Source organism: Tenacibaculum halocynthiae (assembly GCF_964512825.1).
In the GTDB taxonomy this organism is placed as follows: domain Bacteria; phylum Bacteroidota; class Bacteroidia; order Flavobacteriales; family Flavobacteriaceae; genus Polaribacter; species Polaribacter halocynthiae.
The window spans coordinates 180,726-206,888 of the sequence record NZ_CAZELG010000040.1 but is presented as its reverse complement, the minus strand read 5'-3'; the positions used below and the strand labels follow the sequence as shown (position 1 = coordinate 206,888).

Sequence of the window (26,163 nt, the reverse complement as noted above, 5' to 3'; positions counted from 1 at the left end):
AAGTGGAAAAACAACCTTAATGAAATTATTACTTGGTTTTTATCAAGTAGATACCGGAGATATAAGTATAGGAAACTTTAATTTAAAAAATATTTCTCAAAAAGAATGGAGAAGAAACTGTGGAGTAGTAATGCAGGAGGGGTATATTTTTAATGATTCCATCGCAAAAAACATCGCTGTTGGAGAGGATTATGTAGATAAGGAGAAATTAGCACATGCTATAAACGTAGCCAATATAGCTGATTATATAGAGGGTTTACCTTTAGGATACAACACAAAAATAGGTAGTGAAGGAAACGGGCTTAGTACAGGGCAAAAACAACGATTACTAATTGCACGATCAGTATATAAAAATCCAAAGTTTTTGTTTTTTGATGAAGCGACTAGTGCATTAGATGCAAATAATGAGAAAGTAATTATGGGGAAACTGAATGAGTTTTTCTCTAATAAAACCGCAGTAGTTATTGCACATAGATTAAGTACTGTTAAAAATGCGCATCAAATAGTAGTGCTAGAAAAAGGAAAAATTATAGAAAAAGGAACACATCAGGAATTAATAGCATTAAAAGGAAGCTATCATCACCTAGTTAAAAATCAACTAGATTTAGGTAAATAAAATATAAAAACGTCATAACCAGGAATGAAATAACGAAGTTATCTCTTTAAAATTAGATCACTCCATTGGTCATGACAAAAATATTCTCTCGCGAGGAATAGACATATACCTTGAATGTCTTAAAATGATCAAGGGTTTAACAAACCAATTAAATCTTTTTAAAATGAAAAAATCAATTTTAAATTTAGGAAAAACCATAAACAAAGCTGAACAAAAACAAATTAATGGAGGATCAGGTCACAACGGTTGGCAATGCTGTAGTAGATCATCAAAATTATGTGGAACGTGTGTTTATACTACCAATAATAACTGTAGTGGTACATATGGAGAAGATATTTTTGCTCAGCCTTGTACTGTTAAAACAAAAGCCTCTTTTACAGATGTTTAATCTTGAAATCAAGATAAAAATATTTTTTTTGCGAAGAGTAGACACAAACTGTAAATGTCTTTAAATGATTACAGTATTAATAAATATTTAATTTTTTTAATTATGAAAAAACAAATTTTAATTTTAGGACAAGCTTTAAATAAAGCAGATCAAAAACAAATTTTTGGTGGTGGAAAAACTGTAACTGGTTCTAATCAATGTTATAGTGATAGTGATTGTTGTAATCATAAACATAACTCTTCATATGGATATGTATGTAGTGGTTATGGAGGTGTTTGTGTTCCTGGAATATTTGGAGAAAATCCTTGTGGATTATAATTTCAAAAAAAATATCTATTCTTAAAAGTTATATAAATAAGTTTAAGATATAATTTAGAATTAAAAATCAAAGAAGGTGCTCTTTACAGAGCACCTTAAAAAAAAGTTATATGCCAGATAATAATATAGAAATAAGAAGTGAAGAAGTTCAAGAGATTTTAAGTTATGTTCCAAGTTGGATGATTCGCTGGGGAAACACTTTATTTTTTTTACTGATTATAATGCTGTTATCTATTTCTTGGCTTATTAAATATCCAGATGTAATTACTGCAGAAGTCATGATTACAACAACAAATCCACCAGAGAAAATTTTTGCTAATTCAGCAGGAAAATTTGATGCTATTTTAATAAAAAATGGAGATTCAGTTACCATAAACAATAATCTAGCTATTCTTGAAAACTCAGCGCTTTATAAAGATGTTTTTTTATTAAAAAAAGTAATAGATATGTTTCCAATTAATAGAAATGATTTTTTATTTCCAATAAACGAATTACCTCCTTTAATGTTAGGGAGTATTTTATCTAGTTTTAATGATTTTGAAAATAATTATTCAGAATACCGTTTAAATAAAAAACTAAATCCTTTTAAGAATCAATCATCAGCAAATCGTTTATCATTAATAGAAGCAAAATTGAGATTACAAATATTACAATCACAAAAAAGTATAAATCTAAAAGAATTAGATTACAAGCAAATAGATTTAAAAAGGAGTAGAAACCTTTTTGAAAAAGGAGTTATATCAGCCAAAGAGAAAGAACAAAAAGAAATAGAGTTTTTACAAGAAAAAAAAGCCTTTAAAAACATAGAAAATTCGATATCACAAACTAAAGAATTAATTAGCAATTCGAATAAGACCTTAAAAGGAACTTCAATAGAGAAAATACAACAGGAAAGCAGGTTACTAAAAAAGACAATTCAATCTTTTTATCAACTTAAAGAGGCAATTAAAAATTGGGAAAAGCAATATCTCTTAAAATCATCAATTTCTGGTAAAATTTCTTTTCTATCCTTTTGGAATAAAAATCAAACAGTAAAAAACGGAGACTTAGTTTTTACAATTATTCCAACAGAAACGGAATCTTTTATTGGAAAAATTATTGCACCAGCTGCCAATTCTGGAAAAATAAAGAGAGGTCAAAAGGTACAAATACAACTAACTAATTATCCATCAGATGAGTTTGGCGAGTTAAACGGAGATATCAAAACTATTCCTTTAGTTCCAAACCAAGAAGGAAATTATTTAATAGATGTAGCATTGCCAAAAAAGTTGATCACAACGTATGGAAAAGAAATAGATTTCAGGCAAGAAATGAAAGGAACTGCAAATATTGTAACAGAAAATTTACGTTTAATAGAGCGCTTTTTTTATCAATTAAAAAATGTATTTAAAAGTTAATACATATTAACTATGCTTAATTTATTTTTTCATGAATTTACTTAACATCTTACTTCATTGAATTCAAGTGATATTTAATCGTTTTTTTCATTTCATAAAATACAAAGATACATTGTTACTCATATCACCCATATCTAAAAACCTTATTATCAACACCTATAAGGTTCTATTCAACAAAATCAAGTTAGATAATCATTGAACTCCGTTATCCCAGTAATTAAACCCTAAAAACTCAATAATCTTTATTCTAAATTGAATGTGAGGTATTCGTCCATTCCATTGCTCATTTAGATTCTGCTAATAATATTAATTCAACCCATATTGCTGAAACTATTCAATATAGAAACTTGGTTAGGGTAATAAATACAAATAAACAACACTTATTGTTAGGCTATATTATAATGTAATTTTAATTATAACTTAACAAAATTATGGTAGTACATGAAACAACTTATTTAAAAGTTTTTTTCGACCAACCTAATGATTTGTTCATTCAAACATGGAAAACATCTCCAAACACAAAAATTATTTTTAAAGGTGAAATGCTAAAATTTGTTCATAAATACAAAGAATATTCTCCTTCAAAAGCTCTTTGGTTGCATGAAAATTTTAAATTTATGATAGACTTAGAAACAAAAAAATGGACAGAAAAAAATGTAATAGTCCCTTGTGTTAAAGCTGGCAACAAAAAACTAGCTTTTGTAGTGAGTGAAAATATATTCTCTCATTTAAGTGTATTAGATAGTTTTAAAGGAACAAAAATAGATTCTCCAAAACATTTTCCAAACAAATCTTTAGCCATGGAATGGATATCTTCCAATACATTTAACACCCTTGAGGACAACGTTGAACCTTATATTTCATTTAACGGAATAGACGAACAAGGTAATGTGGTGTTAAAATTTAAAACAAATTCAGAAACTTCTAATCTTTTAAAATCTCTAAAGAGTATTATAGAAGTAGAAAAATTTAAACAAAAAAACTATTTAAAATTCCTTTCGCTTACAAAAAGAGAAAAGGAAGTTTTATTTAAATATATACATGGCGAATCTTTAAATACAATTTCAGACTCATTGTATATTTCAATTTACACAACAAGAACACATTGGAGAAGCATAAAAAGGAAATTAAAAATCCAGTCAAATTACAATCTAATAAAATACTTATGCTATTATTAAACAAGTAAACTTAAATTTTAAAAGCTATCGAATAAGAATTTATCCGATAGCTTTTATTCATTAGTTATTCATTGTTAATGATGGAATTTGGACACAAGGTTCATCTGGGAAAAAGACTAAGGGGCCTACATTTGTATTTCCACAACATATTTTTTGAAACAATCGTATTTCACAGTTTGAATTTGCAATTTCTTGTTGATGGTCACAAAAAGCTTGTTTTTTTGACGTACAATTACCTGGATACGTAGTATTATTCAATTCAAATGAATTTGGCAAACAATTATTGAATCCATCAGGAATTGGTGGATTAGAAGGATCAAAAGGAAAAGGGCTTATAGGATAATCACCTGTAAAATTCAACTCTTTAGAATTTGTATAATAAATAGGTTTCCCTTTATACTTAATAAAGTCAAGTTGATTTCTTGAACTTCTTCTTAACCAATTATACTGATTAAGTGTCATCCATAAAGTAACTTCTTCTTGAGCTATTTTATCTTTAATTTTTATATAACCCCAACCATTAAGATTAGTAGCTTCATCTTTTTTAAAAACAACTTCGTTTTCAGTTTTAGAATTACTTGTTAAAGGTAATTCCTCATTTTTTGTACAACTTAGTGCTAAAACTAACACTAACGATAAAATAAGTTTTTTCATGATTATTTGGTTTTGATTATTCATACAACAAAATTCAAATAATAGCCTCTGAAAATCAATACCTAAAATTGACTATTTTTTAATATAAATTACTTTTTTGAGTACTTCTTTTAGGTTTATATGGTTCATTAAATATTTATTACCTTAGTCGTCTACTATAAACTATTAATTTTAAATTAAACTAAAATGAAAAAATTAATTTACCTAGCAATTGCCTCTATTGCTATAGTTTCTTGTAAACAAGAAGCGAAAGATTATGTTACTTTTTCAGGAAAAATAACAAATAAAAATTCTGACTCTATTGTTGTTGCAAATCGAGCAGGCTTTAAAAGAGTAATAAAAGTTGACGAAAACGGTGCTTTTAAAGACACTATGAAAGTAGTTAATGGAGTTTATTCTGTTTTTGACGGTAAAGAATTTGCTACAACATTTTTAAGAAATGGTGATGATATAAAATTAACATTAGACGCTAAACAATTTGATGAGACCATTTCTTATACTGGTAAAGGTGCTGGGGAGAGTAATTTCATAGCAAAAACTGCTTTAGCTCAAGAAGAGTTTTTCAAGGATGAATCTCTTTTCAAATTACCTAAAGCTGAATTTGACGCTAAAATAAAATCATATATAGATGGTTTTAATTCAAGACTTGTAGCAAAACCATTAGATTCTGCTTTTACAGCGAATCAAACAAAAAACATTTCAGGTCTTAAACCGTATTTAGACAGTAGATATGCTCAAGAAAAATACATGGCTGAAACCTTAGCTAAAGGATTAGTTTCTCCAAAATTTACAGAGTATGAAAACCATAAAGGAGGAAAAACTTCTTTAGATGATTTAAAAGGAAAATACGTTTATATAGATGTTTGGGCAACTTGGTGTAATCCTTGTAAACAAGAAATCCCTTATTTAAAGACCGTAGAAAAGAAATTTCATGATAAAAACATTGAATTTGTAAGTGTTTCTATCGATCAACAAAAAGACCATGCTACTTGGGTAAAAATGGTTAATGATAAAGAATTAGGTGGAGTTCAATTATTTGCTGATAATAACTGGAATTCTAAATTTGTAAAAGACTATGCTATTTCTGGAATTCCAAGATTTATTTTAGTTGATCCAGAAGGAAATATTGTGAATGCAAATGCTCCAAGACCTTCTAGTCCTGAATTAGTTAAATTATTTGAATCTTTAAAAATGTAATAGACAGTAATAATTAATATACAAAAACTCGCCCATTGGCGAGTTTTTTAGTTACATAAGAATTAGCACAATAAAAAAACCTCTCAAATTGAGAGGTTTTAATTTAATAAAATAAATTATTAATTAGTATCTATAATGTTCTGGTTTAAAAGGACCTTCAACTGTAACACCAATATAAGAAGCTTGATCTTCACGTAATTCAGTTAACTCTACACCAATTTTAGCTAAATGTAATTTTGCTACTTTCTCATCTAAATGCTTAGGTAACATATATACTTCATTTTCATAAGCATCACGATTAGTCCATAATTCAATTTGAGCTAATGTTTGGTTAGTAAATGAGTTAGACATTACAAAACTAGGGTGTCCAGTTGCACATCCTAAGTTTACTAAACGACCTTCAGCTAAAATAATAATGTCATTTCCGTTTACATTATACTTATCAACTTGTGGCTTAATAGTATCTTTAGTATGTCCATGGTTTTCATTTAACCAAGCCATATCAATTTCATTGTCAAAATGCCCAATATTACATACGATGGCTTTGTCTTTTAATGCTTCAAAATGACGAGATTGAACGATGTCTTTGTTACCTGTTGTAGTAATTACAATATCAGCATTACCAATAACAGTTTCTAATTTTTTTACTTCAAAACCATCCATTGCAGCTTGTAACGCACAAATTGGGTCAATTTCAGTAACAGTAACAATACTTCCAGCTCCTTTAAATGAAGCAGCAGTACCTTTACCTACATCACCATATCCACAAACAACTACACGCTTACCTGCTAACATAATATCAGTTGCTCTACGAATTGCATCAACTGCAGACTCTTTACATCCGTATTTGTTATCAAACTTTGATTTAGTAACTGAATCATTTACGTTAATCGCTGGCATAGGTAATGTTCCAGCTTTAACTCTATCATATAAACGGTGAACACCAGTAGTAGTTTCTTCTGATAAACCATTAATTCCAGCAGCTAACTCAGGATACTTATCTAATACCATATTAGTTAAATCACCTCCATCATCTAAAATTAAGTTTAATGGTTTTTTATCTTCTCCAAAAAATAAAGTTTGTTCAATACACCAATCAAACTCTTCTTCTGTCATATCTTTCCAAGCATATACTGGAGTTCCAGCAGCAGCTATAGCAGCAGCAGCTTGATCTTGAGTAGAAAAAATATTACATGAACTCCAAGTTACCTCAGCACCTAAAGCTTGTAATGTTTCAATTAAAACCGCAGTTTGAATTGTCATATGTAAACAACCAGCAATTCTTGCCCCTTTTAAAGGTTGCTCGTCTTTATACTCTTCACGCAAGCTCATTAAACCTGGCATTTCAGCTTCTGCCAATTCTATTTCTTTTCTTCCCCAATCTGCTAAAGAAATATCTTTAACTTTGTATGGTACGTATGCAGCGGTATTTGTGCTCATATTTTTGTATATTTATTATCAAATTTTCGAACTGCAAAGTTACAAAATAACTTTTTAAATTATGCCACTTTACAAAATAGTAACAATTAGTAATAGCACTAAAGCCTTGATTTGGAAGATTGAAGAATCATTTAATGATTTGTTAAAAGAAATTCAATTAACCGAAAAAAGCGCTGACAGACTAAATGGAATGAAATCTGAACTGCATCAAAGAGGTTTTTTAAGTATTCGTCACTTATTAAAAGAGGTAGGATATACAGATAATGATTTAATTTATGATCAATTTGGAAAACCGCATTTAAAAGACGGAAAACATATTTCAATTACCCATTCTTTTACTTTTTCTGGTATTATTATTTCTGATGAAAAACCTGTTGGTATTGATATTGAGAAAAGAAGAGATAAAATTGTAAAAATTGCTCATAAGTTTACTCCAATTGAAGAATACAAATCAATTGCCAATCACGATGCTTTAGTAAGTAAACTTACCATTGTTTGGGGGGCCAAAGAAAGTTTATATAAAATTTACGGGAAGAAAAAATTATTGTTCTTGGAAAACATTTACATTGAAGACTTCTCTTTTAACAGTAATAAACAAACCACTGGTAAGATATTATACGAAGGTATAACCTCACATTACGATATTCATTTTTTAGAAATAGATGATTTCACCTGTGTTTATGCGTATTAGTTTTGGTATAGGTTTTGATTAACCATTGAAAACAATATCAAAACTAATTGCCATGAAACTACGTTACCTTTTATTTTTACTTCTTCCTTTTTTTTTTACTAGTTGTAAAAAAGAAAATCAAAAACCATTTATACCTAAGAATCATTTAGCTGATTTTATCACAGAAAAATCTCAGTTTTTTGATTTAGATACTATCGAATTTAAAGAAATTATAGGTAAATATGGAACAAAAATCAGATACGTGAGAGATTACTTTAACTTAAAACAAAATGATAAAGTTCAATTAGAGTTAATCGAATTATATGATTTTAATGAAATATTATATAGAAATATACAAACACTTACAACTGATAATGAACTTTTAGAAACTTCTGGAGTTTTAAAAATAGTGTTTACCTCTAATGGTAAAAAGTTAAACCTTAGAAAAGGAGAAAAGATTATTGTATACCCTCCTAAAAGGAAATTAAAAAATAATACTATTTTTCTTTCAGAATCAGATCATACAGGGAATATAAAATGGAAAATTACAAGTCAGAATTACCGTTTATTTTCAATTTATAGAGGTGGTGGAATTTGGGTAAAAACACTTATTGATAAAGATTCATTACCTTATTACAAAAAAATAAATTTAAATAGTATAGGTCATGAAACCTATGAAAAATATATTTCCAAAGATTTAATAGTTAAGGACTTTTTTATTCTTAATCAAAATGATTCAAACTGGATTAATATTGATCGCTTTGTTAAAAATACATCTAAGATTAATTTTAAGTTAAATGATAAGTCTAATAAATTCTCAGGCTTCGATTCCTATATAGTTTATAAAAACATAGATTCATTTATACACGAATCTAAATTCGAAAATGATATACTTTTTGAAAACATCCCAATAAGTGGAACAACTTATATTATTATAGTTGGAAGTTATAGAACTCAAATTTATTATGATAAAATAACACTAAATGAAAAGTTAGATAATTCAGAAATACAATTAAACATGAAAAAAACAACAAAAGAAGAATTGAAGAATTTATTCAAGCAATAGATTATCTTTACTTTTTTAAATTTAAACAATGAAAATATCTGTTGAATTGACTTTAACCCCACTTCAAAATGAATTTGAAGAACCAATAATAAACTTTATTAAAAAACTAAGAGCATCTGGTTTAACTATACTTGAAAATCCATTGAGTACTCAAGTTTATGGAGATTATGATAAAGTAATGCAGTTAATTACTTCCGAATTAAAAAATTCATTTGAACTCATAGACAATGGAATCTTATTAATGAAAATTGTAAAATCTGACCGTAGTAACTATGAACCAAATTTTTGATTTTCTTTTTAGCCAATACGCTAACTCTTCTACACTTGACATTTCTCTTGAAATTATAGCTGTTTTTTTTGGTTTCTTATCTGTTTGGTGTTCTAAGAAGAATAACATTTGGGTATTTCCAACAGGAATGATTAGTACTTCCATTTTTGTATACTTATTACTAAAATGGGGACTGCTTGGTGATATGATGATAAATGGTTACTATTTTGCTATGAGTGTATATGGTTGGTATATATGGACACGTAAAGTAGATGCATCTCATGTTACTCCAATATCAAGAACAACCTCCAAAGAAAAGAAAATAAGTATCCTTATTTTCTTCGCTACCTTAATTTTTGTGTATGCTGTGTATACTTATTTCGACAAATGGAATAATTGGACCGCATATGTTGATACGGTTACAACAGCAGTATTCTTTGTAGGTATGTGGCTTATGGCAAGAAGAAAAATTGAGAACTGGATTTATTGGATTATAGGAGACCTTATATCTGTTCCTTTATATTGGTATAAAGGCTTTACATTTACTAGTATACAATATTTCTTTTTTATATTCATTGCAATTTTAGGTTATATAGCATGGAAAAAAAATATAGACAACAACAAATCAACCTTGTAAAGGTTGTATTATTTGGACCAGAAAGCACCGGTAAAACAACACTTTCTGGGCAATTAGCACGTCATTACAATACAGTATGGACACCTGAATTTGCACGTGAATATTTGCAAGACAAATGGAATAACGAACGTAAAACTTGTGAACAAGAAGACATACTTCCTATAGCTGAAGGTCAAATAAAATTAGAAAATGAATTAGCTAAAAAAGCAGACAAAGTATTAATTTGCGATACTGATTTATTAGAAACTAAAGTATATTCTGAAGAATATTATGGAGGATTCGTTGATCCTGTTTTAGACAGCGCTGCCCTATCTAACACCTATGACATTTACTTCCTAACATATATAGATACTCCTTGGGAAGCCGATGATTTACGTGATAAACCCGAAGAACGAGAAGAGATGTTTAAAGCTTTTGAAAATACATTAAAGAAATACAACAGACCTTATGTTTTATTAAAAGGAGACAAAGAAACTCGTTTAAAAAAAGCAATAACTATTATTGATAATTTACTTTCTAAAAAAGAAAATTTATATTCTTTTTCTGATAGTTTAACTGATTTAGATATGCATTTTATGCATCAAAATATTGATTCTAATAATTTCTCTTTACAATAGTGAATATTACTGAGTTAATAAGAGAGTTTACCTTCAAAGCTACAAGAAGTTCTGGTGCTGGTGGACAACATGTAAATAAAGTTTCATCAAAAATTGAACTATCTTTTGATGTAAAAAATTCTATAGTACTTTCTCCTAGAGAAAAAGAATTACTTTCTAAAAACTTAGCACATCGATTAACTAAAAATCATTTCCTTATTTTATTTTGTGATGATACTCGTTCACAACACCGAAATAAAGAATTAGCTATTAAAAGATTTATTGAATTAATTAAGCTCAATTTAATTCGTCCTAAAAGTAGAAGACCTACAAAACCTACTAAAAACTCTATAAAAAAAAGGGTAGAAACTAAAAAGAAAAATTCTTTAAAAAAAGCATTACGTAAAAAACCTAAAATATAATATTGCATGAGTTTATTAAAATAAACTCATGCAATTACTATTTATTACAAAGGAATATTCCCGTGTTTTCTTTTGGGTCTTTCCACTTTTTTACCTTCTAACATTGCAAAAGCTTTTATTAACTTTCTTCTTGTTTCTTCAGGTAATATAACTTCATCTACAAATCCACGTTCAGCAGCTGTATAAGGATTTGCGAATAACTCAGCATATTCGGCTTCCTTCTCTAATAATTTAGCTTCTTTATCTTCAGCTTCTGAAATTTCCTTTTTAAAGATAATCTCACTTGCTCCTTTAGCTCCCATTACAGCAATTTCAGCAGCAGGCCAAGCAAAATTCATATCAGCCCCAATGTGTTTAGAGTTCATTACATCATAAGCTCCTCCATAAGCCTTACGAGTAATCACACTAATTCTTGGAACAGTAGCTTCACTTAAAGCATATAATAATTTTGCTCCGTTTGTAATAATTGCGTTCCACTCTTGATCTGTTCCTGGTAAAAACCCAGGTACATCAACCAACACTAATAAAGGAATATTAAAACAATCACAAAAACGCGTAAATCGAGCTGCTTTTTTAGAACTATTAACATCTAAACATCCAGCTAAACTCATTGGTTGATTTGCAACAATTCCGATACTTCTACCACCTAAACGAGCAAAACCAACTACAATATTTTCAGCATAATCTTTATGTATTTCAAAAAAAGAGTCAGCATCAGCAATTCCATTAATAACCACTTTCATATCATACGGTTTATTTGCATTCTCAGGAACTATACTCGCTAATTCTTCTCTAAACTCATCTCCTAGCGTAAAAGGAATTTTCTGAGTCGTTTCTTGATTGTTTTGTGGCATATAACTCAACAATGTTTTGACATCTTCTAAACATTGTACATCATTAACAGCTGTTAAATGAGTTACTCCTGATTTTGTTGAATGAGCACTTGCTCCACCCAACTCTTCAGATGTTACTTCTTCGTTCGTTACAGTTTTAACAACATTAGGTCCTGTAACAAACATGTAACTAGAATTCTCTACCATAACAGTAAAATCAGTCATCGCTGGTGAGTAAACTGCTCCTCCTGCACAGGGTCCCATAATAGCTGAAATTTGAGGAATTACTCCTGAAGCTTGTACGTTTCTGTAAAAAATATCTGCATATCCTCCTAATGAGCGAACTCCTTCTTGAATACGTGCGCCTCCTGAATCATTTAACCCGATTAAAGGAGCTCCTATTTTCACAGCTAAATCCATTATTTTACATATTTTTTCAGCATGAGTTTCAGATAATGACCCTCCAAAAACAGTGAAATCTTGTGCAAAAACATATATTAAACGTCCATTTACTGTACCATACCCAGTAACTACACCATCTCCATAAAACTTTTGATCTTCCATTCCAAAATCTTTAGTTCGGTGTGTTACTAAAATACCTACTTCTTCAAAAGAACCTTCATCTAATAAATAATGTATTCGTTCTCGTGCAGTAAGCTTTCCTTTTTGATGCTGACGGTCGATTCTTTTTTGACCTCCTCCTAACTTTGCTTCTGCTATTTTTTCTTGTAATTGTTCTATTTTAGATTTCACGAGTTGGTACTTTTAAAATTTGTTGTTCTTTTAAATATTGTTGTAATGCTATTTTAGCTGCAATTTTAGCCTCAATCTTGAAGTTTTCTTCTAAACTTTCAGGTGTATAAAACTTTTTCACAAAATGTGTGTCAAAATTACCTGAAATAAAAGCATCATGTTCACAAACAAACTTACCAAAAGGTAATGTAGTTTTTATTCCTTTTATTTTATAGCTAACAATAGCTTCTTTCATTAACTCAATGGCTTCTTCACGGGTTTCACCATAAGTAATTAATTTTGAAATCATAGGATCATAATAAATAGGAATTTCCATACCCTCTTCAAAACCATCATCTACACGAATGTTTTTTCCAACTGGTGCTTGATACTTTTCCAAAATTCCAATACTTGGACTAAATCCTTCTAACGGATCTTCTGCATAAATACGTAATTCCAATGCATGTCCTTTAATTTTTAAATCTTCTTGAGTAAACGACAGTGCTTCTCCTCTAGCTATTTTTATTTGCTCTTCTACCAAATCTACTCCAGTTATCATTTCTGTTATTGGATGCTCTACTTGCAAACGAGTATTCATCTCTAAAAAATAGAAATTCTTGTTTTCATCTAACAAAAATTCAACGGTACCAGCCCCTAAATAATCACATGCCTTCGCTACCTTTACTGCAGCCTCTCCCATTTTTTGACGAATTTCTGGTGTTAATACACTAGAAGGTGCTTCTTCAACTACTTTTTGATGACGTCTTTGAACTGAACATTCACGTTCAAATAAGTGTACTACATTCCCATGACTATCTGCGAGTACTTGTATTTCAATATGGCGTGGAGAGCCCACATATTTCTCAATAAAAACTGAACCATCACCAAAAGAAGATACTGCCTCAGATATTGCACGTTCCATTTGCTCTTTAACATCTGCTTGTTTTTCAACAACACGCATCCCTTTTCCTCCTCCTCCAGCAGACGCTTTAATAAGAATTGGATACCCTATTTCATTTGCTACTTTTTCAGCATAAGACACATCGGTAACGGCTTCATCTATTCCTGGTACCATAGGAATATTATATGCTTTTACAGCTTCCTTAGCTGCTAACTTACTACCCATTACTTTTATAGCTTTTGATTTTGGACCAATAAAAGTAATTCCACTTGCTGCTACAGCCTCGCCAAATGCGGCATTTTCGCTTAAAAAACCATATCCAGGATGAATTCCATCTACACCTAATTCTTTAGCAACTGCAATAATTTTATCTCCTAACAAATACGATTCATTAGAGGGTGCTGGTCCTATACAAACTGCTTCATCAGCAAACTTAACATGTGGTGATTTTCTATCTGCTTCTGAAAAAACAGCTACAGTTTTAATTCCCATTTTTTTAGCTGAACGCATTACTCTTAACGCAATTTCACCTCTATTTGCAACTAATATCTTCCTCATTTTACGCTTCCATTTCAATTAAAACTGTATTTTTTTCTACTTTATCTCCAACTTTAATGTCTATCGATTTAATAATCCCGTCTCGTGGAGCTAATAATGTATTTTCCATTTTCATAGCTTCAAGTACCAAAATACCTTCATTTTCTTTTACTTCCTGACCTACAACTACATCAATAGAAACAATAAGTCCTGGCATTGGAGCCTTAACATCATTCTCTTTCTTTTCTAAAGAGGCTTCCATTCCTAACTCATTAATTAATATATCTAACTCATCAGAAACTTTTATTTCGTACACATTTCCATTAATTTGAATTGAGTACTTTTTCTTATTAAAATCACTCTTAAGAAGCGCTGCTTCAAAAGTTTGATTATTCTCTATAACGTGATAACTTTTATTTGATTTTTCAACAATATCTAATGAGTTTATTTCATTCTCATTAAAGTTAAAATCATATAATTCGTTAACGTTTATTTTAAATGGTTTATTCATAAATAAAAATAGATTACGACTACTAAAGTATCAAATTAAATCTTGACCTAATAATTCTTTTTAATCATTTCTAATTCAAAAATCCGTCATACATTTGTGCCGTTCTCATAAAGGGGTGCCTTAAAAATTAAAATTAGGCTGAGATCATACCCATTGAACCTAGAACAGGTAATGCTGTTTAGGAAAATGAATGTCATAAACAAGTAATTAAAAAATTACGATACTAATTATTGGTAAAGAAAATTACACTTCATCAATGTTATAAAATGGCAACTAATTATTCAATAACAAACCATAGAATAATTACCTCTTTTTATTCCATTTTATTTTAAAAAAAAATGAGACCGATGTCTTTTATTAAACAAGTGAAGAGAGTAGCTTTTTTAATGGTATTATTTGCAACCTTAACTGCAAATGCACAATCTTTTATTTTATCAGGTAAAGTAGTTGATAGTAAACAAAAGGGCTTAGAAGGAGCAACTGTTGTTGTAAAATCTATCAAAAAAGGAACAATTACTGATTTTGAAGGTGGTTTTAAATTAAAATTAGCAAAAGGTACTCACTCTATTGAAGTGTCTTATGTTGGTTTTAAAACATTAATACAGAACGTTACGTTAACAAGTAACGAAAATTTTATTTTTCAATTAAACTCAGACACTGATCTTTTAGATGAAGTTTTAGTATCAGCAGTACGTGTAAAAGCAGACGCTCCTGTTACTCACTCTAATTTATCAAAAAAAGAGATTGCTAAACGTAATTTAGGACAAGATATTCCTATCTTAATGAATTACTTACCTTCTGTAGTAACTACTTCAGATGCTGGTGCTGGAATTGGTTACACAGGTATTCGTGTGCGTGGTTCAGATGCAACACGTGTAAATGTTACTATTAATGGTATTCCTTATAATGATAGCGAAAGCCAAGGAACTTTTTGGGTTAACATGCCTGACTTTTCATCATCTACACAAAGTATTCAATTACAAAGAGGAGTAGGTACATCAACGAACGGTGCTGGTGCATTTGGTGCTAGCTTAAACGTACTAACTGATAGTGACTCTGATGAAGCTTATGGTGAAATAGCTACTTCATTTGGTTCATTTAACACACAAAAATACACTGCAAAAGCTGGTACTGGAAAATTAAATGACCATGTTAAGTTTACAGGACGTATTTCTAGAGTTAGATCTGATGGATTTATTGATAGAGCTTCTTCAAATTTAAAATCTTATTTCTTACAAGGAAGTTATGTTGATGATAATACGTTAATTAAAGGACTTGTTTTTGGAGGTCATGAAATTACATATCAATCATGGAATGGTGTTGATGCAGCTACTTTAAAAACTAACAAAACTTTTAATTCTGCCGGTGCTTTATATGATACTAACTGGAATGTAATAGGATATTATGACAATGAGGTTGATAATTATAAACAAGATCATGCTCAATTGCACTGGAACCAAAAGTATAATGATAACTTATCATCAAATATTGCGTTGCATTATACTTTTGGAAGAGGATTTTACGAACAATACAAACAGGATGCAAATTTTTCAAGTTATAATTTATCACCTATTACTATTGGAGGTCAAACTATTAACTCTACTGATTTAGTAAGAAGAAAATGGTTAAGAAATGACTTCTACGGAATTACCTATAATTTAAATTACAAAAATGATTATTTAGATATTCTTTTTGGAGGTGCATGGAATCAATATAAAGGAGATCATTTTGGTGAAGTTATTTGGGCTCGCTATGCATCATCAAGTGAAATAAGAAATCGCTACTATGATAACTATGGAAATAAAGAAGATTTTAACCTTTTTGTAAAAGCTACCTATAAAATGAGCGATCAATTATCTTTATTTGTTGATCTTCAAAATAGAAACGTAAACTATAAAGCTAACGGAGTACAGCCTAACTTAGTAAACGATACATTTAATTTTTTCAATCCTAAAGCAGGATTCAATTTTAAATTCAATGATAATAACAGCTTATATTTTTCATTTGCACGTGCACAAAGAGAACCTAACAGAACAGATTACGAAAATGGAAATCCAAAACCTGAAAAGTTAGATGATTATGAATTAGGATGGCGTTTTAACTCAGGTAACATTAAGATTAATACAAATGTATACTATATGGCGTATACTGACCAATTAGCGTTAACTGGTGAAATTGACAACGTAGGATCTTTTATTAGGGCTAATATTGGTGAAAGCTATCGTTTAGGATTAGAAGTTGATGCTTCTATAAAAATAACTGATTATCTAAACGTTACCCCTAATTTTACAATTAGTAAAAACAGAAATGTTGATTTCAAAGAAACTACAGGAACTATTTTAAATAACTTAGGGAATACTAGTATTTCATATTCTCCTGAATTTATTGCTGGTAATGCTATTAATGTACAACCTATACAAAATTTAAACATAGCTTTTTTATCTAAATACGTAAGTTCTCAATTTATGAGTAACAATGAATTTAAAGATTCAAAGTTAGATGGTTATTTTGTGAATGACTTGAATATTAATTATACTATAAATACAACTTCTATATTCAAAAATATTGTTATATCAGGATTGATTAATAACATTTTCGATACAGAATATAGCTCTAATGGATACATGTGGGGAGCAACTCCATATTATTTTCCACAAGCTGGCACAAACTTTTTACTTGGAGCCACGTTAAAATTTTAATCATAAAAAAAACCGAGCAAATTGCTCGGTTTTTTTTATTCTGCTTTATTCAAACTAAAAAGCAGTTTTACTATTTTTTTTAATTCATTAGGTGGATACCCTTCATCAAATGTTGAAGATTTGTATGATGCTTCTCCAGTTTTTACAGCTAAGTTAGCATGCAAAACACGATCTGTAGCTCTTTTATTACTAGGTGCCTTTAATGAGTTTATATTTTTAAGTGATAAATCACTTAACATCTGAACAAGCTTATCTCTATTTACTTTAGATAAAGGAACTTCTTTTGTTTCTTTATTGTTTTTAAAGTATACACTATTTTGAGTTACTTTAATAACATGCTCACTTCCTCTTGTTCTTGCTTCGTAAGTAATTTCAGTAAAATCATTTACTTTTTCTTGTGCAAAACTATTCATCGCCATAAAAAATATGATTGATGTTATTTTTAATAAATACTTCATGTTCCTTTTATTTTGTGATAAATATAAAAAAAGGTGCCTAAAAAGACACCTTTTTAATAAAATAAATATTTTTATTAGTCAGCCATAGTAGCTCTAAATCCTCCTGGAGCAAAAACTGCATCCATTCTTGTTTTTTGACCTTGCGTAAACATGTACATACAATTATCATCAGAATAGTCCATGAAATTCATTGTCATATTATTACTACCACACTCATTTGTAGGATAAGAAGGACAACCTCTACTTGGACCATCTGCATCTGGTGTATCTGCAACAAAATCGCTAGCACCACATCCTCCATCACCCCAAATATGGCGTAAGTTTAACCAGTGTCCAACCTCATGGGTTGCTGTTCTTTGGTTTCTTCCAACAAAAGGAGCAGCTAAAACAACTCCATCAGTAGACCAGCTACCTCCTGGAAATTGTGCATATCCTAAAATTTGACCTGTTTGATATGGCATATAATTAACTATCCAAATATTTAAAAATTCTTGTGGATTAACTACATCACTACCTCCTGAAGAAGCAAATTTCATAGAATCATCTGGTCTCCAACGTCTTTTCTTTTTATTTTGAACTCTAATTACACTTTCAATTACAAAATCAACTTCAACATTCGCTTCAACACCTGCAAATTCAGCTGGTAAAGATCCTCTGTTTGGATTTTGAAGGTTAAAATCTTCATTCATTGCTGTTATTTGATCTTGCAATACTGCCAATGACACGTTTTCACTAGAACGCTTATAGATTACGTGAAACACCACTGGTATTTGAATTTTTCCATTTACTAATCTTTGAGAAAACTCACCTTTTTTTACTTTAGAAACATATTCATTAGTAAAACTTTCAACAGCTTCCATTTTACCTTTTAAAGATGGATCATTATTCATGTTTTTACCTAAAACATCCATTGTAAAACATTGCTTTTCTGCTTTTTGCAATGAAGTTGTCTCAGTAAATTCGCTTTCAATAGGGTTTTGCTCATTGGTTTCACATCCAATTAAAACACTAGCAACTACTGCTAGAGATAAAATAAGTTTTTTCATCTTTTAAAATTTTAAATTTTAATTAATATTAGTTAAGAGTTTAAAAAGCACTAATACTTTAATGATTACTTAATAATTAAGACAAGAGGGAAACTTAATAAGAATTATTAAAGAAGGGATATAAAAAAAGCGCTATTTTCATAGCGCTTATATATTTTTAGTTGATCATTGAAGCTCTAGCTCCACCAGATTGAAAGATAGCTCTCATTCTTGATTTTTGACCTTCTGTAAACAAACTCATACATGCATCATCCGTATAATCCATATAGTTCATTGTCATATCATTTGAACGACAGTTTACAGTTGGATATGATGGACATCCATAGTTAGGAGCATCAGAAGAAGGAGTATCAGCAACGAAATCATCTTGACGACATCTACCATCTCCCCATATATGACGTAAGTTTAAATAATGACCTACTTCATGTGTCATAGTTCTACCACCATCAAATGGAGAAGAAACATAACCTGTTGTACCAAAATATTGTGGTGCACAAACAACACCATCAGTAGAAGAGTTTCCTCCAGGAAATTGTGCATAACCTAAAATTCCACCACCAATATTACATACCCAAATATTTAAGTGAGTTTCTGGTGTTACAGGAGGATAAGCTGACTTTACAGCATCATTAGTTCCCCAAGAAGTTCTAGAATTAGAATATCTAAACGTACCTGCTAATGAGAAAGTAAATTCTGAATCAGCAGCAACCCCTGCAAATTCTGAAGGAGTATTACTAGCATCAGAATTAGTCTTTCTAAAATCATCATTAAGCACACTCATTTGAGAAGCTATTTGAGTATTACTAATATTTTCGTTTGAGTTACTATACACAACATGTACATAAACAGGAATATTGATAACACCTAAGTTGTCAGGTGTAGTTCCACCGCCACCGCCACCGGTACCACCGCCGCCGTTTCCATTTCCACCACCGTTACCACCTTTCTTACCAGCGATTAACTTTCTTGTAGCGTACTCAACATCGTACATTTTTTTGTAAAGCTTTGGGTTTTCTTTAAGCTGTCTGTTTAGAACTTTCATTGAATGACATTGATCATTCCCCCCTCTATGTTGAACTTCATCAGTTTGAACATAGAAATCACTCATGTCAACCGGCACTTCTTGACCTAAAACTTCGTCATTCTTTGACTCATCTTGACACCCCATTAGAACAGCAGTTGCTACTGCCATTGTTAAAAAAATTTTTCTCATGTTAATAAATTAAAATTAATTATATACTGTTTGTCAAAAAACCATCTATAAAACCTAAAAGGTTAAAGAAATGTTAACTTATTACCGAAAAGATAAAATTAGAAGGGTTTTCTTAACGATTTGCAAGATATAATCTTTTTTTAATAATAAAAACACTTTTTTTTAACAACAAAAATGTATAAGAACCCTTTTAAATATCACTACTGAGCTCCTTTTAACAAATTCATAAAACCAAACGTTAAAATCAAAAAAGATTGAAAAAACGTCAAATAATCACTTAAATAATTAAAAAATTAAACAAATTAATGCAATTATGTTGCATTTTAAACATTAAAAATAACAAATAATAAACTAACTTTTTAGTATTAGTTATTTATAAATATCTTTACAGAAAATTAAATATTTATGGAAAATTCATTCAACAACAAAGTATTAGTATCTCAATTATCAGGAGCAGAAAGAATCGCTTTTTACAAAAAGACCTATGCGCATGTAGCTGGTGGTGTATTACTTTTTGTTTTATTCGAATACTTATTACTACAAAACGCTACCATTGTAGAGTTTACGTTATCTATGACTCAAGGGTATAAATGGTTACTTTTATTAGGTGGTTTTATGCTTATTACAAACTATGCTGAAAGTACTGCTTTAAAAACTACAGATAAAAATTTACAATATTTAGCATATGCAGGTTATACTTTTGCTCAAGCTTTTATATTTATTCCGCTTATTTATATTGCAATTTCTTATACTAACAATTTTGACTTATTAAAACAAGCGGCTATAGTAACATTAGGGTTGTTTGCTGGTATTTCTTCTATTGTTTTTATTACAAAAAAGGATTTTTCTTTTATTAGTGCAGGATTATCTATTGGCTTTTTTATTGCTATTGGTTTAATGATAGCTGGTATGTTATTTGGATTTAACCTTGGATTATGGTTCTCTGTAGGAATGTGTGTATTAGCTGGTGGTTCAATATTATATCAAACATCAAACTTAGTTCATAAATTTTCTAATGAAGATTATATTCCTGCTGCAATGGGATTATTTGCTTCTTTGATGCTTTTATTTTGGTATGTATTGCAAATTTTCATGTCAAGAGATTAATAAAAACTTATAACAAAAAATAAAAAAGCAATGTAATTTACATTGCTTTTTTATTTATATCATTTTTTGATTTCAAACAAACCTTATCTAAATCAATTAGTTAAGACAACATCATTTTTGCTTTTTTAACAGCATTCACCAAAATATCAATTTCTTCTTTTGTATTGTAAAAAGAGAAAGAAGCTCTTATTGTTCCAGGAATACAATAAAAATTCATTATAGGTTGAGCACAATGATGCCCAGTTCTAACTGCCACCCCTAATTTATCCAAAATAGATCCAATATCATACGGGTGAACTCCTTCTATATTAAATGAAATAACAGATGCTTTATTGGTAGTTCCATATATTTTTAATCCATCTATTTTTTCTAACTCTTGAGTTCCATAAGCTAACAATTCGTTTTCTTGTTTAGCAATGGCATCAAAACCTATTGAATTCATATAATCTATAGCAACTCCAAAAGCAATACCTCCACAAATATTTGGAGTCCCTGCTTCAAATTTATGAGGTAAACCTGCATACGTGGTTTTTTCAAAAGTTACTGTTTCAATCATCTCTCCTCCTCCTTGATAAGGTGGTAATTTATTCAATAGCTCTTCTTTTCCATACAAAAGTCCAACACCAGTAGGTCCACACATTTTATGAGCAGAAGCTACATAAAAATCAACATCCAACTCTTGAACATCTGGCCTAATATGAGGACAAGCTTGTGCACCATCAATCAAAACATAAGCACCAAATTTATGAGCGGCATGAATCATTTCTTTAATTGGATTAATGGTACCCAAAGCATTAGAAACATGATTACAAAACACCAATTTTGTTTTAGAATTTAATAGCTCATGATAAGCTTCCATTTCTAATGAACCATCTTCAGCCATAGGGATTACTTTTAAAACTGCTCCTGTTTTTTCACATAGCATTTGCCACGGAACAATATTAGAGTGATGCTCTAAAGATGAAACAATTATTTCATCTCCTTCTTTTAGTAATGAAGCAAATCCAGATGCAACAATATTTACACTATGTGTTGTTCCAGCTGTTAAAATTATCTCATAAGAATGTTTAGCATTAAAGTGCTTTTGAATTTTAAGACGTGCCTCTTCATACTTATCAGTAGCTTCTTGACTTAAAGTATGAACTCCTCTATGAATATTTGCATTGTAATTAGAATAATAATCAACAATTGCATCTATAACTATTTGTGGAGTTTGTGAAGTAGCACCATTGTCAAAATATACTAATGGCTTTCCATGAACCTCACGATTAAGAATAGGAAAATCTGCTCGAATTTTTTCTATACTAAACATATTATCATCTAATTTAAAACAAAGGTAATACTTGGTTTTTAAAAATGAGAACAATCAATTAAATTATTACATTTGCTAAAAAACATTGATAATGAAACTCCTAAAAAGAATACTTCTTATTATTTTAGTTATAGTAATAGCTGTAGTTTTTTATAATTACTCTAAGTTAAACATATTAGCAGGGTATTCAGCAAAAAACACCGCTTCTTCAGTTTTTGTTGCAGGCCGAAATTTAGCTTTTACTGATAGTACAGACAATAATTTTTCTCCAATTAATTTAACTTCAGATAAAATTAATTTAGAAGAAAAATCAGCAACAGGTTCTGCTTTTGGCTTATTAAAAAGAAAAGCTATATACAGAAAAGGGTTAGGAGCTGTTTTAATTACTGATGATTTTGACACCTCTGCACCGTATTTAACACCAAATAGAGAAACTTCAGATAACTTAACTCCATACCCTTATGGAAACGCATCTCAAAAGGATTCGGTTTTTGCAAATATTGACTACAATAAGCTACACAATACTGTTAGCTCTATATTTAACGAAACCAATAAAACTAGAGCTGTAGTTGTTGTTTACAAGGATAAAATTATTTCAGAAAAATACGATAAAGGTTTTACTAAAGATTCAAAGTTATTGGGTTGGTCTATGACAAAAAGTATAACCTCAACCTTGTTTGGAATTTTACAATGTAAAGGTGGAATTAATGTTATGGATAAAGCCCCTATAAAAGAATGGCAAAATGATGATCGTAAAAACATAACCATACATAACCTGCTTCAAATGAATTCAGGGCTAGAATGGCTGGAAGATTACAATACAATTTCTGATGTAACAAAAATGTTATTTTTAGAAAAAGATGTTACTAAAACCCAAATAAACAAACCATTAGTTGGTAAACCAAATGAAACTTGGAATTACTCATCTGGAACCACAAATTTACTATCTGGTATTTTACGTAGTCAATTTTCTACACATCAAGAATATTTAGATTTTTGGTATAGTGCTTTAATTGATAAAATAGGAATGAATTCTATGATTTTAGAAGCTGACATGAGAGGGAATTATATTGGTTCTTCTTATGCTTGGGCTACCCCAAGAGACTGGGCTAAATTTGGATTATTGTACTTACATAATGGTCATTGGAATGGTGAAAATTTATTTGACAAGGATTGGGTTACCTATGCAACCACACCAACACCTACCTCTAATATTAAAAAAGAAGGTGGTTACGGTGCTCAAATATGGTTAAACACAGCTAAAAGATACCCTGATGCTCCTACAAACATGTATTCTTTTAACGGATATAAAGGACAAAATGTATTTATTTTACCTGATCAAGAATTAGTAATTGTTAGAATGGGATTGACTAAAAATGCAGATATTAATGTATTTTTGAAAAATATAATTTCATCTATAAAAAACTAATATATGAATCCTTACTACTACGTATTATCAATTAATGGATTACTATTTATATTTAGTATTGTCTTTTATTTTTTTCCTCCTAAAAAGATAAATTCTTTTTATGGCTACCGTACTAATAAAACAATGAAAAATGAAGTTGTTTGGAATTTTGCTAATACCTTTTTTACCAAACAATTTTTAATATACGCCACTATTTCTTTAATAGCTTCTTTATTACTCGTTTCTATTAATGCTAAAATAAGCTGGCAACCAATGGCTATAATGCTATTATCATTAGCTGTTTCAGTAATAAAAACAGAACAAGAAATTACTAAAAATTTTGATGAAGAGGGGAATAAAAAATAACAATCTATTTTTTATACTCTTCTTTTAGCAAAGTAATATCGTTAATAATTTTTTGCATATTCTCTTTCTTGGTACCATCATAAATACCTCGAATGCGACGTTCCTTATCTATCAATACAAAATTCTCGGTATGAACCCAGTCATTCTCATCACCATTACCTTCATCTAATACAGCAAAGTAATGTTTACGAGCTAGATTATAAATTTCTTTTTTTTCTCCTGTAGTTACATTCCACTTCCCATCAATAACCCCTTTTTTATCAGCATAAGCCCTTAAAACAGGAACACTGTCCATAACTGGTGTTACCGAATGTGATAAAAATAAGACATCTTTATCATCTTTAAAATGACTTTGTAATTCAGTCATATTTAAAGCCATTATTATACAAATAGTTTGACAACGCGTAAAAAAGAAATCAGCTACATAAATTTTATTTTTATAATTCTCTTGAGTAATTGTCTCTCCATTTTGATTTATTAAAGAAAAATCTCCAACTGTATGATTTTTAGATTTATTTCTAACAGAGGCGTCTACTAACTTAGGATTAATATCAACTGGATTATAAATTGGTAACTTCTTATCTACTTTTACTAAATGATAAAAGACAGGAAGTGCTATTGCTGAAAAAACAAGTAAAAAAATTAATGTGCTTTTCGATTTTTTAAAGAATTTTAAGTCCATTCTTCTGAAATTTTACACAAAAATACGACTAAAAACAAGTATTCTATATTCTTACTACAAAAAGTTTGTTAAATCAATGAATCCCTCCTATTGCAAACTTTTAGAACTCTTTTTAAAAACGTACATTTGTCAAATTTTAAATTTTAGAAATAAACCCATTTATGGAAATTTTAATAAAAGCATCACAATTTATTTTAAGCTTATCGCTTTTAATTGTTCTTCATGAGTTAGGCCATTTTATCCCAGCCAAACTATTTAAAACCAAAGTAGAAAAGTTCTACTTATTTTTTGATTACAAGTTTTCTTTATTTAAAAAGAAAATTGGTGAAACTGTTTATGGTATTGGATGGATTCCTTTAGGTGGTTATGTAAAAATTGCTGGAATGATTGATGAAAGTATGGATACTGAGCAATTAAAAGAAGAACCTAAACCATGGGAATTTAGATCAAAACCAGCATGGCAACGTTTAATTATTATGTTAGGTGGTGTGGTTGTAAATTTCATTTTAGGTATCTTAATTTACATTTGTTTAATGTGGGGCTATGGTGAGAAATTTTTACCTAACGATAATGTAAAAGATGGTGTTTGGGTACAAGACAAACTTGCTTCCGATTTAGGATTGCAAACTGGAGATAAAATATTATCTATCGATGGTCAAAAACCAAGAATGTTTAGAGAACTAACATTAAGTTTTATTAATGGTAATGAATTCTCTATTGAAAGAAATGGCGAATTACTAACAAAAAAAATCCCTACAGATTTTATATCTAAATTAATAGATCGAAAAAAAGAAGCTGGACCTTTTTTATCTGTAAGAGTTCCTTTCATGATTGCTGAAATAGATAAAAAATCAAAAAATTTAAATGTTGGTTTATTAAAAAAAGATATTATTATAGGAGTTAATGGGAGTCCTGTTAAATATTATGATGAGATTGTCAAAAAATTTAAAAGTTATAAAGGGCAAACAATTTCTATAGATGTAAAAAGAAATGATGAAATTAAAACTTTTACGGTTTCTATTTCGGACAAAGGAAAACTAGGAGCTTACCCTGTTAATTTAAAGCCTAACCAACTTGAAAAACTTGGATATTATAATCTAGCTAATAACAATTACTCTTTCTCTGAAGCTATTCCTGTTGGTTTAAATAAATCTTGGACAACATTAACGAGTTATATAAAACAACTAAAGAAAATAGTAAATCCAAGTACTGGAGCATATAAGGGCTTAGGAGGTTTTTTATCAATTGCTGATGTTTTTCCTTCTACTTGGAGCTGGCAAGCATTTTGGGAAATAACAGCATTCTTATCAATCATGTTAGGCTTTATGAATTTATTACCTATTCCAGCTTTAGATGGTGGTCATGTAGTATTTACCTTATGGGAAATGATAACAGGGAAAAAGCCAAGTGATAAATTTTTAGAATACGCTCAAGTTATTGGATTTGTTTTATTATTAACCCTATTACTATTTGCTAATGGTAATGATGTTTTTAGGAAATTCTTTAAATAA

Annotated in this window: 27 protein-coding genes; 17 read left to right on the top strand and 10 right to left on the bottom strand. The window is 29.6% G+C overall.

All coding sequences use genetic code 11. The features are described from left to right. The 5 genes from ACKTTQ_RS15850 to ACKTTQ_RS15830 form a co-directional block, all read left to right on the top strand. Positions 1-616 (top strand): ATP-binding cassette domain-containing protein (locus ACKTTQ_RS15850; RefSeq protein WP_408049773.1); only part of this gene is annotated, 616 nt, incomplete at its 5' end. Between the two features lie 163 nt (positions 617-779). Then, positions 780-1,004, top strand: coding sequence for a hypothetical protein (locus tag ACKTTQ_RS15845; protein ID WP_408049772.1), 225 nt, complete (start codon positions 780-782; stop codon positions 1,002-1,004). A 102-nt stretch (positions 1,005-1,106) separates the two neighbouring features. Continuing rightward, positions 1,107-1,322, top strand: coding sequence for a hypothetical protein (locus tag ACKTTQ_RS15840; RefSeq protein ID WP_299133448.1), 216 nt, complete (start codon positions 1,107-1,109; stop codon positions 1,320-1,322). Between the two features lie 110 nt (positions 1,323-1,432). Next, the gene (locus ACKTTQ_RS15835; protein WP_408049771.1) at positions 1,433-2,719 is read left to right on the top strand and encodes an HlyD family efflux transporter periplasmic adaptor subunit; all 1,287 of its coding nucleotides are present in this window, start codon (positions 1,433-1,435) and stop codon (positions 2,717-2,719) included. A 431-nt stretch (positions 2,720-3,150) separates the two neighbouring features. After that, positions 3,151-3,897 carry a helix-turn-helix transcriptional regulator gene (locus ACKTTQ_RS15830; protein WP_408049770.1) on the top strand — a complete coding sequence of 249 codons (747 nt, stop codon included), beginning with the start codon at positions 3,151-3,153 and terminating at the stop codon, positions 3,895-3,897. A gap of 60 nt (positions 3,898-3,957) precedes the next feature. On the opposite strand, the gene ACKTTQ_RS15825 is transcribed toward ACKTTQ_RS15830, so the two are convergent. After that, positions 3,958-4,551 carry a hypothetical protein gene (locus ACKTTQ_RS15825; protein ID WP_408049769.1) on the bottom strand — a complete coding sequence of 198 codons (594 nt, stop codon included), beginning with the start codon at positions 4,549-4,551 and terminating at the stop codon, positions 3,958-3,960. A gap of 186 nt (positions 4,552-4,737) precedes the next feature. Here ACKTTQ_RS15825 and ACKTTQ_RS15820 point away from each other — a divergent pair, with 186 nt between their 5' ends. Then, positions 4,738-5,748, top strand: a complete 1,011-nt coding sequence (locus tag ACKTTQ_RS15820; protein ID WP_113786026.1) for a TlpA family protein disulfide reductase — start codon at positions 4,738-4,740, stop codon at positions 5,746-5,748. A 123-nt stretch (positions 5,749-5,871) separates the two neighbouring features. Here the strand turns inward: ACKTTQ_RS15820 and ahcY are convergent, their stop codons facing one another. Beyond that, entirely contained in the window at positions 5,872-7,188 is a 1,317-nt protein-coding gene (ahcY, locus tag ACKTTQ_RS15815) for an adenosylhomocysteinase (protein WP_093869905.1), read from the bottom strand. A gap of 61 nt (positions 7,189-7,249) precedes the next feature. On the opposite strand from ahcY, the gene ACKTTQ_RS15810 reads away from it, so the two are divergent. Genes ACKTTQ_RS15810 through arfB form a run of 6 tightly spaced genes read left to right on the top strand, consistent with a single transcriptional unit; the run spans position 7,250 to position 10,847 of the window. Further along, positions 7,250-7,879, top strand: a complete 630-nt coding sequence (locus ACKTTQ_RS15810) for a 4'-phosphopantetheinyl transferase family protein (RefSeq protein WP_408049768.1) — start codon at positions 7,250-7,252, stop codon at positions 7,877-7,879. Positions 7,880-7,904: 25 nt separating this feature from the next. After that, a complete protein-coding gene (locus ACKTTQ_RS15805; protein WP_408049767.1) occupies positions 7,905-8,924 on the top strand; it encodes a hypothetical protein in 1,020 nt (339 codons plus the stop codon). A 28-nt stretch (positions 8,925-8,952) separates the two neighbouring features. Then, on the top strand, positions 8,953-9,213 hold the full coding sequence (locus tag ACKTTQ_RS15800) for a hypothetical protein (RefSeq protein WP_113786028.1): 261 nt from the start codon (positions 8,953-8,955) through the stop codon (positions 9,211-9,213). Continuing rightward, positions 9,197-9,829, top strand: coding sequence for a nicotinamide riboside transporter PnuC (gene pnuC / locus ACKTTQ_RS15795; protein WP_299133433.1), 633 nt, complete (start codon positions 9,197-9,199; stop codon positions 9,827-9,829). The genes ACKTTQ_RS15800 and pnuC overlap by 17 nt, the downstream gene beginning before the upstream one ends. Continuing rightward, positions 9,790-10,446 carry an AAA family ATPase gene (locus ACKTTQ_RS15790; protein ID WP_093869900.1) on the top strand — a complete coding sequence of 219 codons (657 nt, stop codon included), beginning with the start codon at positions 9,790-9,792 and terminating at the stop codon, positions 10,444-10,446. The genes pnuC and ACKTTQ_RS15790 overlap by 40 nt, the downstream gene beginning before the upstream one ends. Next, positions 10,446-10,847, top strand: a complete 402-nt coding sequence (gene arfB, locus ACKTTQ_RS15785) for an alternative ribosome rescue aminoacyl-tRNA hydrolase ArfB (protein WP_299133430.1) — start codon at positions 10,446-10,448, stop codon at positions 10,845-10,847. The genes ACKTTQ_RS15790 and arfB overlap by 1 nt, the downstream gene beginning before the upstream one ends. A gap of 44 nt (positions 10,848-10,891) precedes the next feature. Here the strand turns inward: arfB and ACKTTQ_RS15780 are convergent, their stop codons facing one another. The 3 genes from ACKTTQ_RS15780 to ACKTTQ_RS15770 are packed head-to-tail and all read right to left on the bottom strand — an operon-like array spanning position 10,892 to position 14,361. Then, complete coding sequence (locus tag ACKTTQ_RS15780; protein ID WP_408049766.1) at positions 10,892-12,433, bottom strand: acyl-CoA carboxylase subunit beta; 1,542 nt, start codon at positions 12,431-12,433, stop codon at positions 10,892-10,894. Beyond that, positions 12,423-13,871, bottom strand: coding sequence for an acetyl-CoA carboxylase biotin carboxylase subunit (gene accC / locus ACKTTQ_RS15775; protein ID WP_408049765.1), 1,449 nt, complete (start codon positions 13,869-13,871; stop codon positions 12,423-12,425). The genes ACKTTQ_RS15780 and accC overlap by 11 nt, the downstream gene beginning before the upstream one ends. 1 nt (position 13,872) lies before the next feature. Further along, complete coding sequence (locus tag ACKTTQ_RS15770; protein WP_093869896.1) at positions 13,873-14,361, bottom strand: acetyl-CoA carboxylase biotin carboxyl carrier protein subunit; 489 nt, start codon at positions 14,359-14,361, stop codon at positions 13,873-13,875. A 347-nt stretch (positions 14,362-14,708) separates the two neighbouring features. On the opposite strand from ACKTTQ_RS15770, the gene ACKTTQ_RS15765 reads away from it, so the two are divergent. Next, on the top strand, positions 14,709-17,060 hold the full coding sequence (locus tag ACKTTQ_RS15765) for a TonB-dependent receptor (RefSeq protein ID WP_408049764.1): 2,352 nt from the start codon (positions 14,709-14,711) through the stop codon (positions 17,058-17,060). Between the two features lie 35 nt (positions 17,061-17,095). On the opposite strand, the gene ACKTTQ_RS15760 is transcribed toward ACKTTQ_RS15765, so the two are convergent. The 3 genes from ACKTTQ_RS15760 to ACKTTQ_RS15750 all read right to left on the bottom strand — a co-directional run bounded on the left by ACKTTQ_RS15760 (position 17,096) and on the right by ACKTTQ_RS15750 (position 19,777). Further along, entirely contained in the window at positions 17,096-17,518 is a 423-nt protein-coding gene (locus tag ACKTTQ_RS15760) for a hypothetical protein (protein WP_408049763.1), read from the bottom strand. Positions 17,519-17,592: 74 nt separating this feature from the next. After that, positions 17,593-18,564 carry a zinc metalloprotease gene (locus ACKTTQ_RS15755; protein WP_093869893.1) on the bottom strand — a complete coding sequence of 324 codons (972 nt, stop codon included), beginning with the start codon at positions 18,562-18,564 and terminating at the stop codon, positions 17,593-17,595. A gap of 157 nt (positions 18,565-18,721) precedes the next feature. Next, complete coding sequence (locus tag ACKTTQ_RS15750; protein WP_093869892.1) at positions 18,722-19,777, bottom strand: zinc metalloprotease; 1,056 nt, start codon at positions 19,775-19,777, stop codon at positions 18,722-18,724. Positions 19,778-20,182: 405 nt separating this feature from the next. Between ACKTTQ_RS15750 and ACKTTQ_RS15745 the strand changes: the two genes are divergently transcribed. After that, positions 20,183-20,884 (top strand): Bax inhibitor-1/YccA family protein, encoded by a 702-nt coding sequence (locus tag ACKTTQ_RS15745; RefSeq protein ID WP_093869891.1) that lies wholly within the window; start codon positions 20,183-20,185, stop codon positions 20,882-20,884. Between the two features lie 100 nt (positions 20,885-20,984). On the opposite strand, the gene ACKTTQ_RS15740 is transcribed toward ACKTTQ_RS15745, so the two are convergent. Continuing rightward, positions 20,985-22,196, bottom strand: coding sequence for an aminotransferase class V-fold PLP-dependent enzyme (locus ACKTTQ_RS15740; protein WP_093869890.1), 1,212 nt, complete (start codon positions 22,194-22,196; stop codon positions 20,985-20,987). Between the two features lie 91 nt (positions 22,197-22,287). Between ACKTTQ_RS15740 and ACKTTQ_RS15735 the strand changes: the two genes are divergently transcribed. Further along, positions 22,288-23,625 carry a serine hydrolase domain-containing protein gene (locus ACKTTQ_RS15735; RefSeq protein ID WP_408049762.1) on the top strand — a complete coding sequence of 446 codons (1,338 nt, stop codon included), beginning with the start codon at positions 22,288-22,290 and terminating at the stop codon, positions 23,623-23,625. Between the two features lie 3 nt (positions 23,626-23,628). Beyond that, on the top strand, positions 23,629-23,970 hold the full coding sequence (locus ACKTTQ_RS15730) for an SdpI family protein (RefSeq protein WP_408049761.1): 342 nt from the start codon (positions 23,629-23,631) through the stop codon (positions 23,968-23,970). Positions 23,971-23,974: 4 nt separating this feature from the next. Here the strand turns inward: ACKTTQ_RS15730 and ACKTTQ_RS15725 are convergent, their stop codons facing one another. Further along, positions 23,975-24,652 (bottom strand): SCO family protein, encoded by a 678-nt coding sequence (locus tag ACKTTQ_RS15725; protein ID WP_408049760.1) that lies wholly within the window; start codon positions 24,650-24,652, stop codon positions 23,975-23,977. Positions 24,653-24,813: 161 nt separating this feature from the next. Between ACKTTQ_RS15725 and rseP the strand changes: the two genes are divergently transcribed. After that, the gene (gene rseP, locus ACKTTQ_RS15720; RefSeq protein WP_408049759.1) at positions 24,814-26,163 is read left to right on the top strand and encodes an RIP metalloprotease RseP; all 1,350 of its coding nucleotides are present in this window, start codon (positions 24,814-24,816) and stop codon (positions 26,161-26,163) included.

Bases quoted from the DNA above. Each gene is read 5' to 3' on its own strand.
- ACKTTQ_RS15845 (WP_408049772.1), top strand. From the start codon at position 780: ATGAAAAAATCAATTTTAAATTTAGGAAAAACCATAAACAAAGCTGAA.
- ACKTTQ_RS15840 (WP_299133448.1), top strand. From the start codon at position 1,107: ATGAAAAAACAAATTTTAATTTTAGGACAAGCTTTAAATAAAGCAGAT.
- ACKTTQ_RS15835 (WP_408049771.1), top strand. From the start codon at position 1,433: ATGCCAGATAATAATATAGAAATAAGAAGTGAAGAAGTTCAAGAGATT.
- ACKTTQ_RS15830 (WP_408049770.1), top strand. From the start codon at position 3,151: ATGGTAGTACATGAAACAACTTATTTAAAAGTTTTTTTCGACCAACCT.
- ACKTTQ_RS15825 (WP_408049769.1), bottom strand. From the start codon at position 4,551: ATGAAAAAACTTATTTTATCGTTAGTGTTAGTTTTAGCACTAAGTTGT.
- ACKTTQ_RS15820 (WP_113786026.1), top strand. From the start codon at position 4,738: ATGAAAAAATTAATTTACCTAGCAATTGCCTCTATTGCTATAGTTTCT.
- ahcY (WP_093869905.1), bottom strand. From the start codon at position 7,188: ATGAGCACAAATACCGCTGCATACGTACCATACAAAGTTAAAGATATT.
- ACKTTQ_RS15810 (WP_408049768.1), top strand. From the start codon at position 7,250: ATGCCACTTTACAAAATAGTAACAATTAGTAATAGCACTAAAGCCTTG.
- ACKTTQ_RS15800 (WP_113786028.1), top strand. From the start codon at position 8,953: ATGAAAATATCTGTTGAATTGACTTTAACCCCACTTCAAAATGAATTT.
- pnuC (WP_299133433.1), top strand. From the start codon at position 9,197: ATGAACCAAATTTTTGATTTTCTTTTTAGCCAATACGCTAACTCTTCT.
- ACKTTQ_RS15790 (WP_093869900.1), top strand. From the start codon at position 9,790: ATGGAAAAAAAATATAGACAACAACAAATCAACCTTGTAAAGGTTGTA.
- accC (WP_408049765.1), bottom strand. From the start codon at position 13,871: ATGAGGAAGATATTAGTTGCAAATAGAGGTGAAATTGCGTTAAGAGTA.
- ACKTTQ_RS15770 (WP_093869896.1), bottom strand. From the start codon at position 14,361: ATGAATAAACCATTTAAAATAAACGTTAACGAATTATATGATTTTAAC.
- ACKTTQ_RS15765 (WP_408049764.1), top strand. From the start codon at position 14,709: ATGTCTTTTATTAAACAAGTGAAGAGAGTAGCTTTTTTAATGGTATTA.
- ACKTTQ_RS15760 (WP_408049763.1), bottom strand. From the start codon at position 17,518: ATGAAGTATTTATTAAAAATAACATCAATCATATTTTTTATGGCGATG.
- ACKTTQ_RS15755 (WP_093869893.1), bottom strand. From the start codon at position 18,564: ATGAAAAAACTTATTTTATCTCTAGCAGTAGTTGCTAGTGTTTTAATT.
- ACKTTQ_RS15750 (WP_093869892.1), bottom strand. From the start codon at position 19,777: ATGAGAAAAATTTTTTTAACAATGGCAGTAGCAACTGCTGTTCTAATG.
- ACKTTQ_RS15745 (WP_093869891.1), top strand. From the start codon at position 20,183: ATGGAAAATTCATTCAACAACAAAGTATTAGTATCTCAATTATCAGGA.
- ACKTTQ_RS15740 (WP_093869890.1), bottom strand. From the start codon at position 22,196: ATGTTTAGTATAGAAAAAATTCGAGCAGATTTTCCTATTCTTAATCGT.
- ACKTTQ_RS15735 (WP_408049762.1), top strand. From the start codon at position 22,288: ATGAAACTCCTAAAAAGAATACTTCTTATTATTTTAGTTATAGTAATA.
- ACKTTQ_RS15730 (WP_408049761.1), top strand. From the start codon at position 23,629: ATGAATCCTTACTACTACGTATTATCAATTAATGGATTACTATTTATA.
- ACKTTQ_RS15725 (WP_408049760.1), bottom strand. From the start codon at position 24,652: ATGGACTTAAAATTCTTTAAAAAATCGAAAAGCACATTAATTTTTTTA.
- rseP (WP_408049759.1), top strand. From the start codon at position 24,814: ATGGAAATTTTAATAAAAGCATCACAATTTATTTTAAGCTTATCGCTT.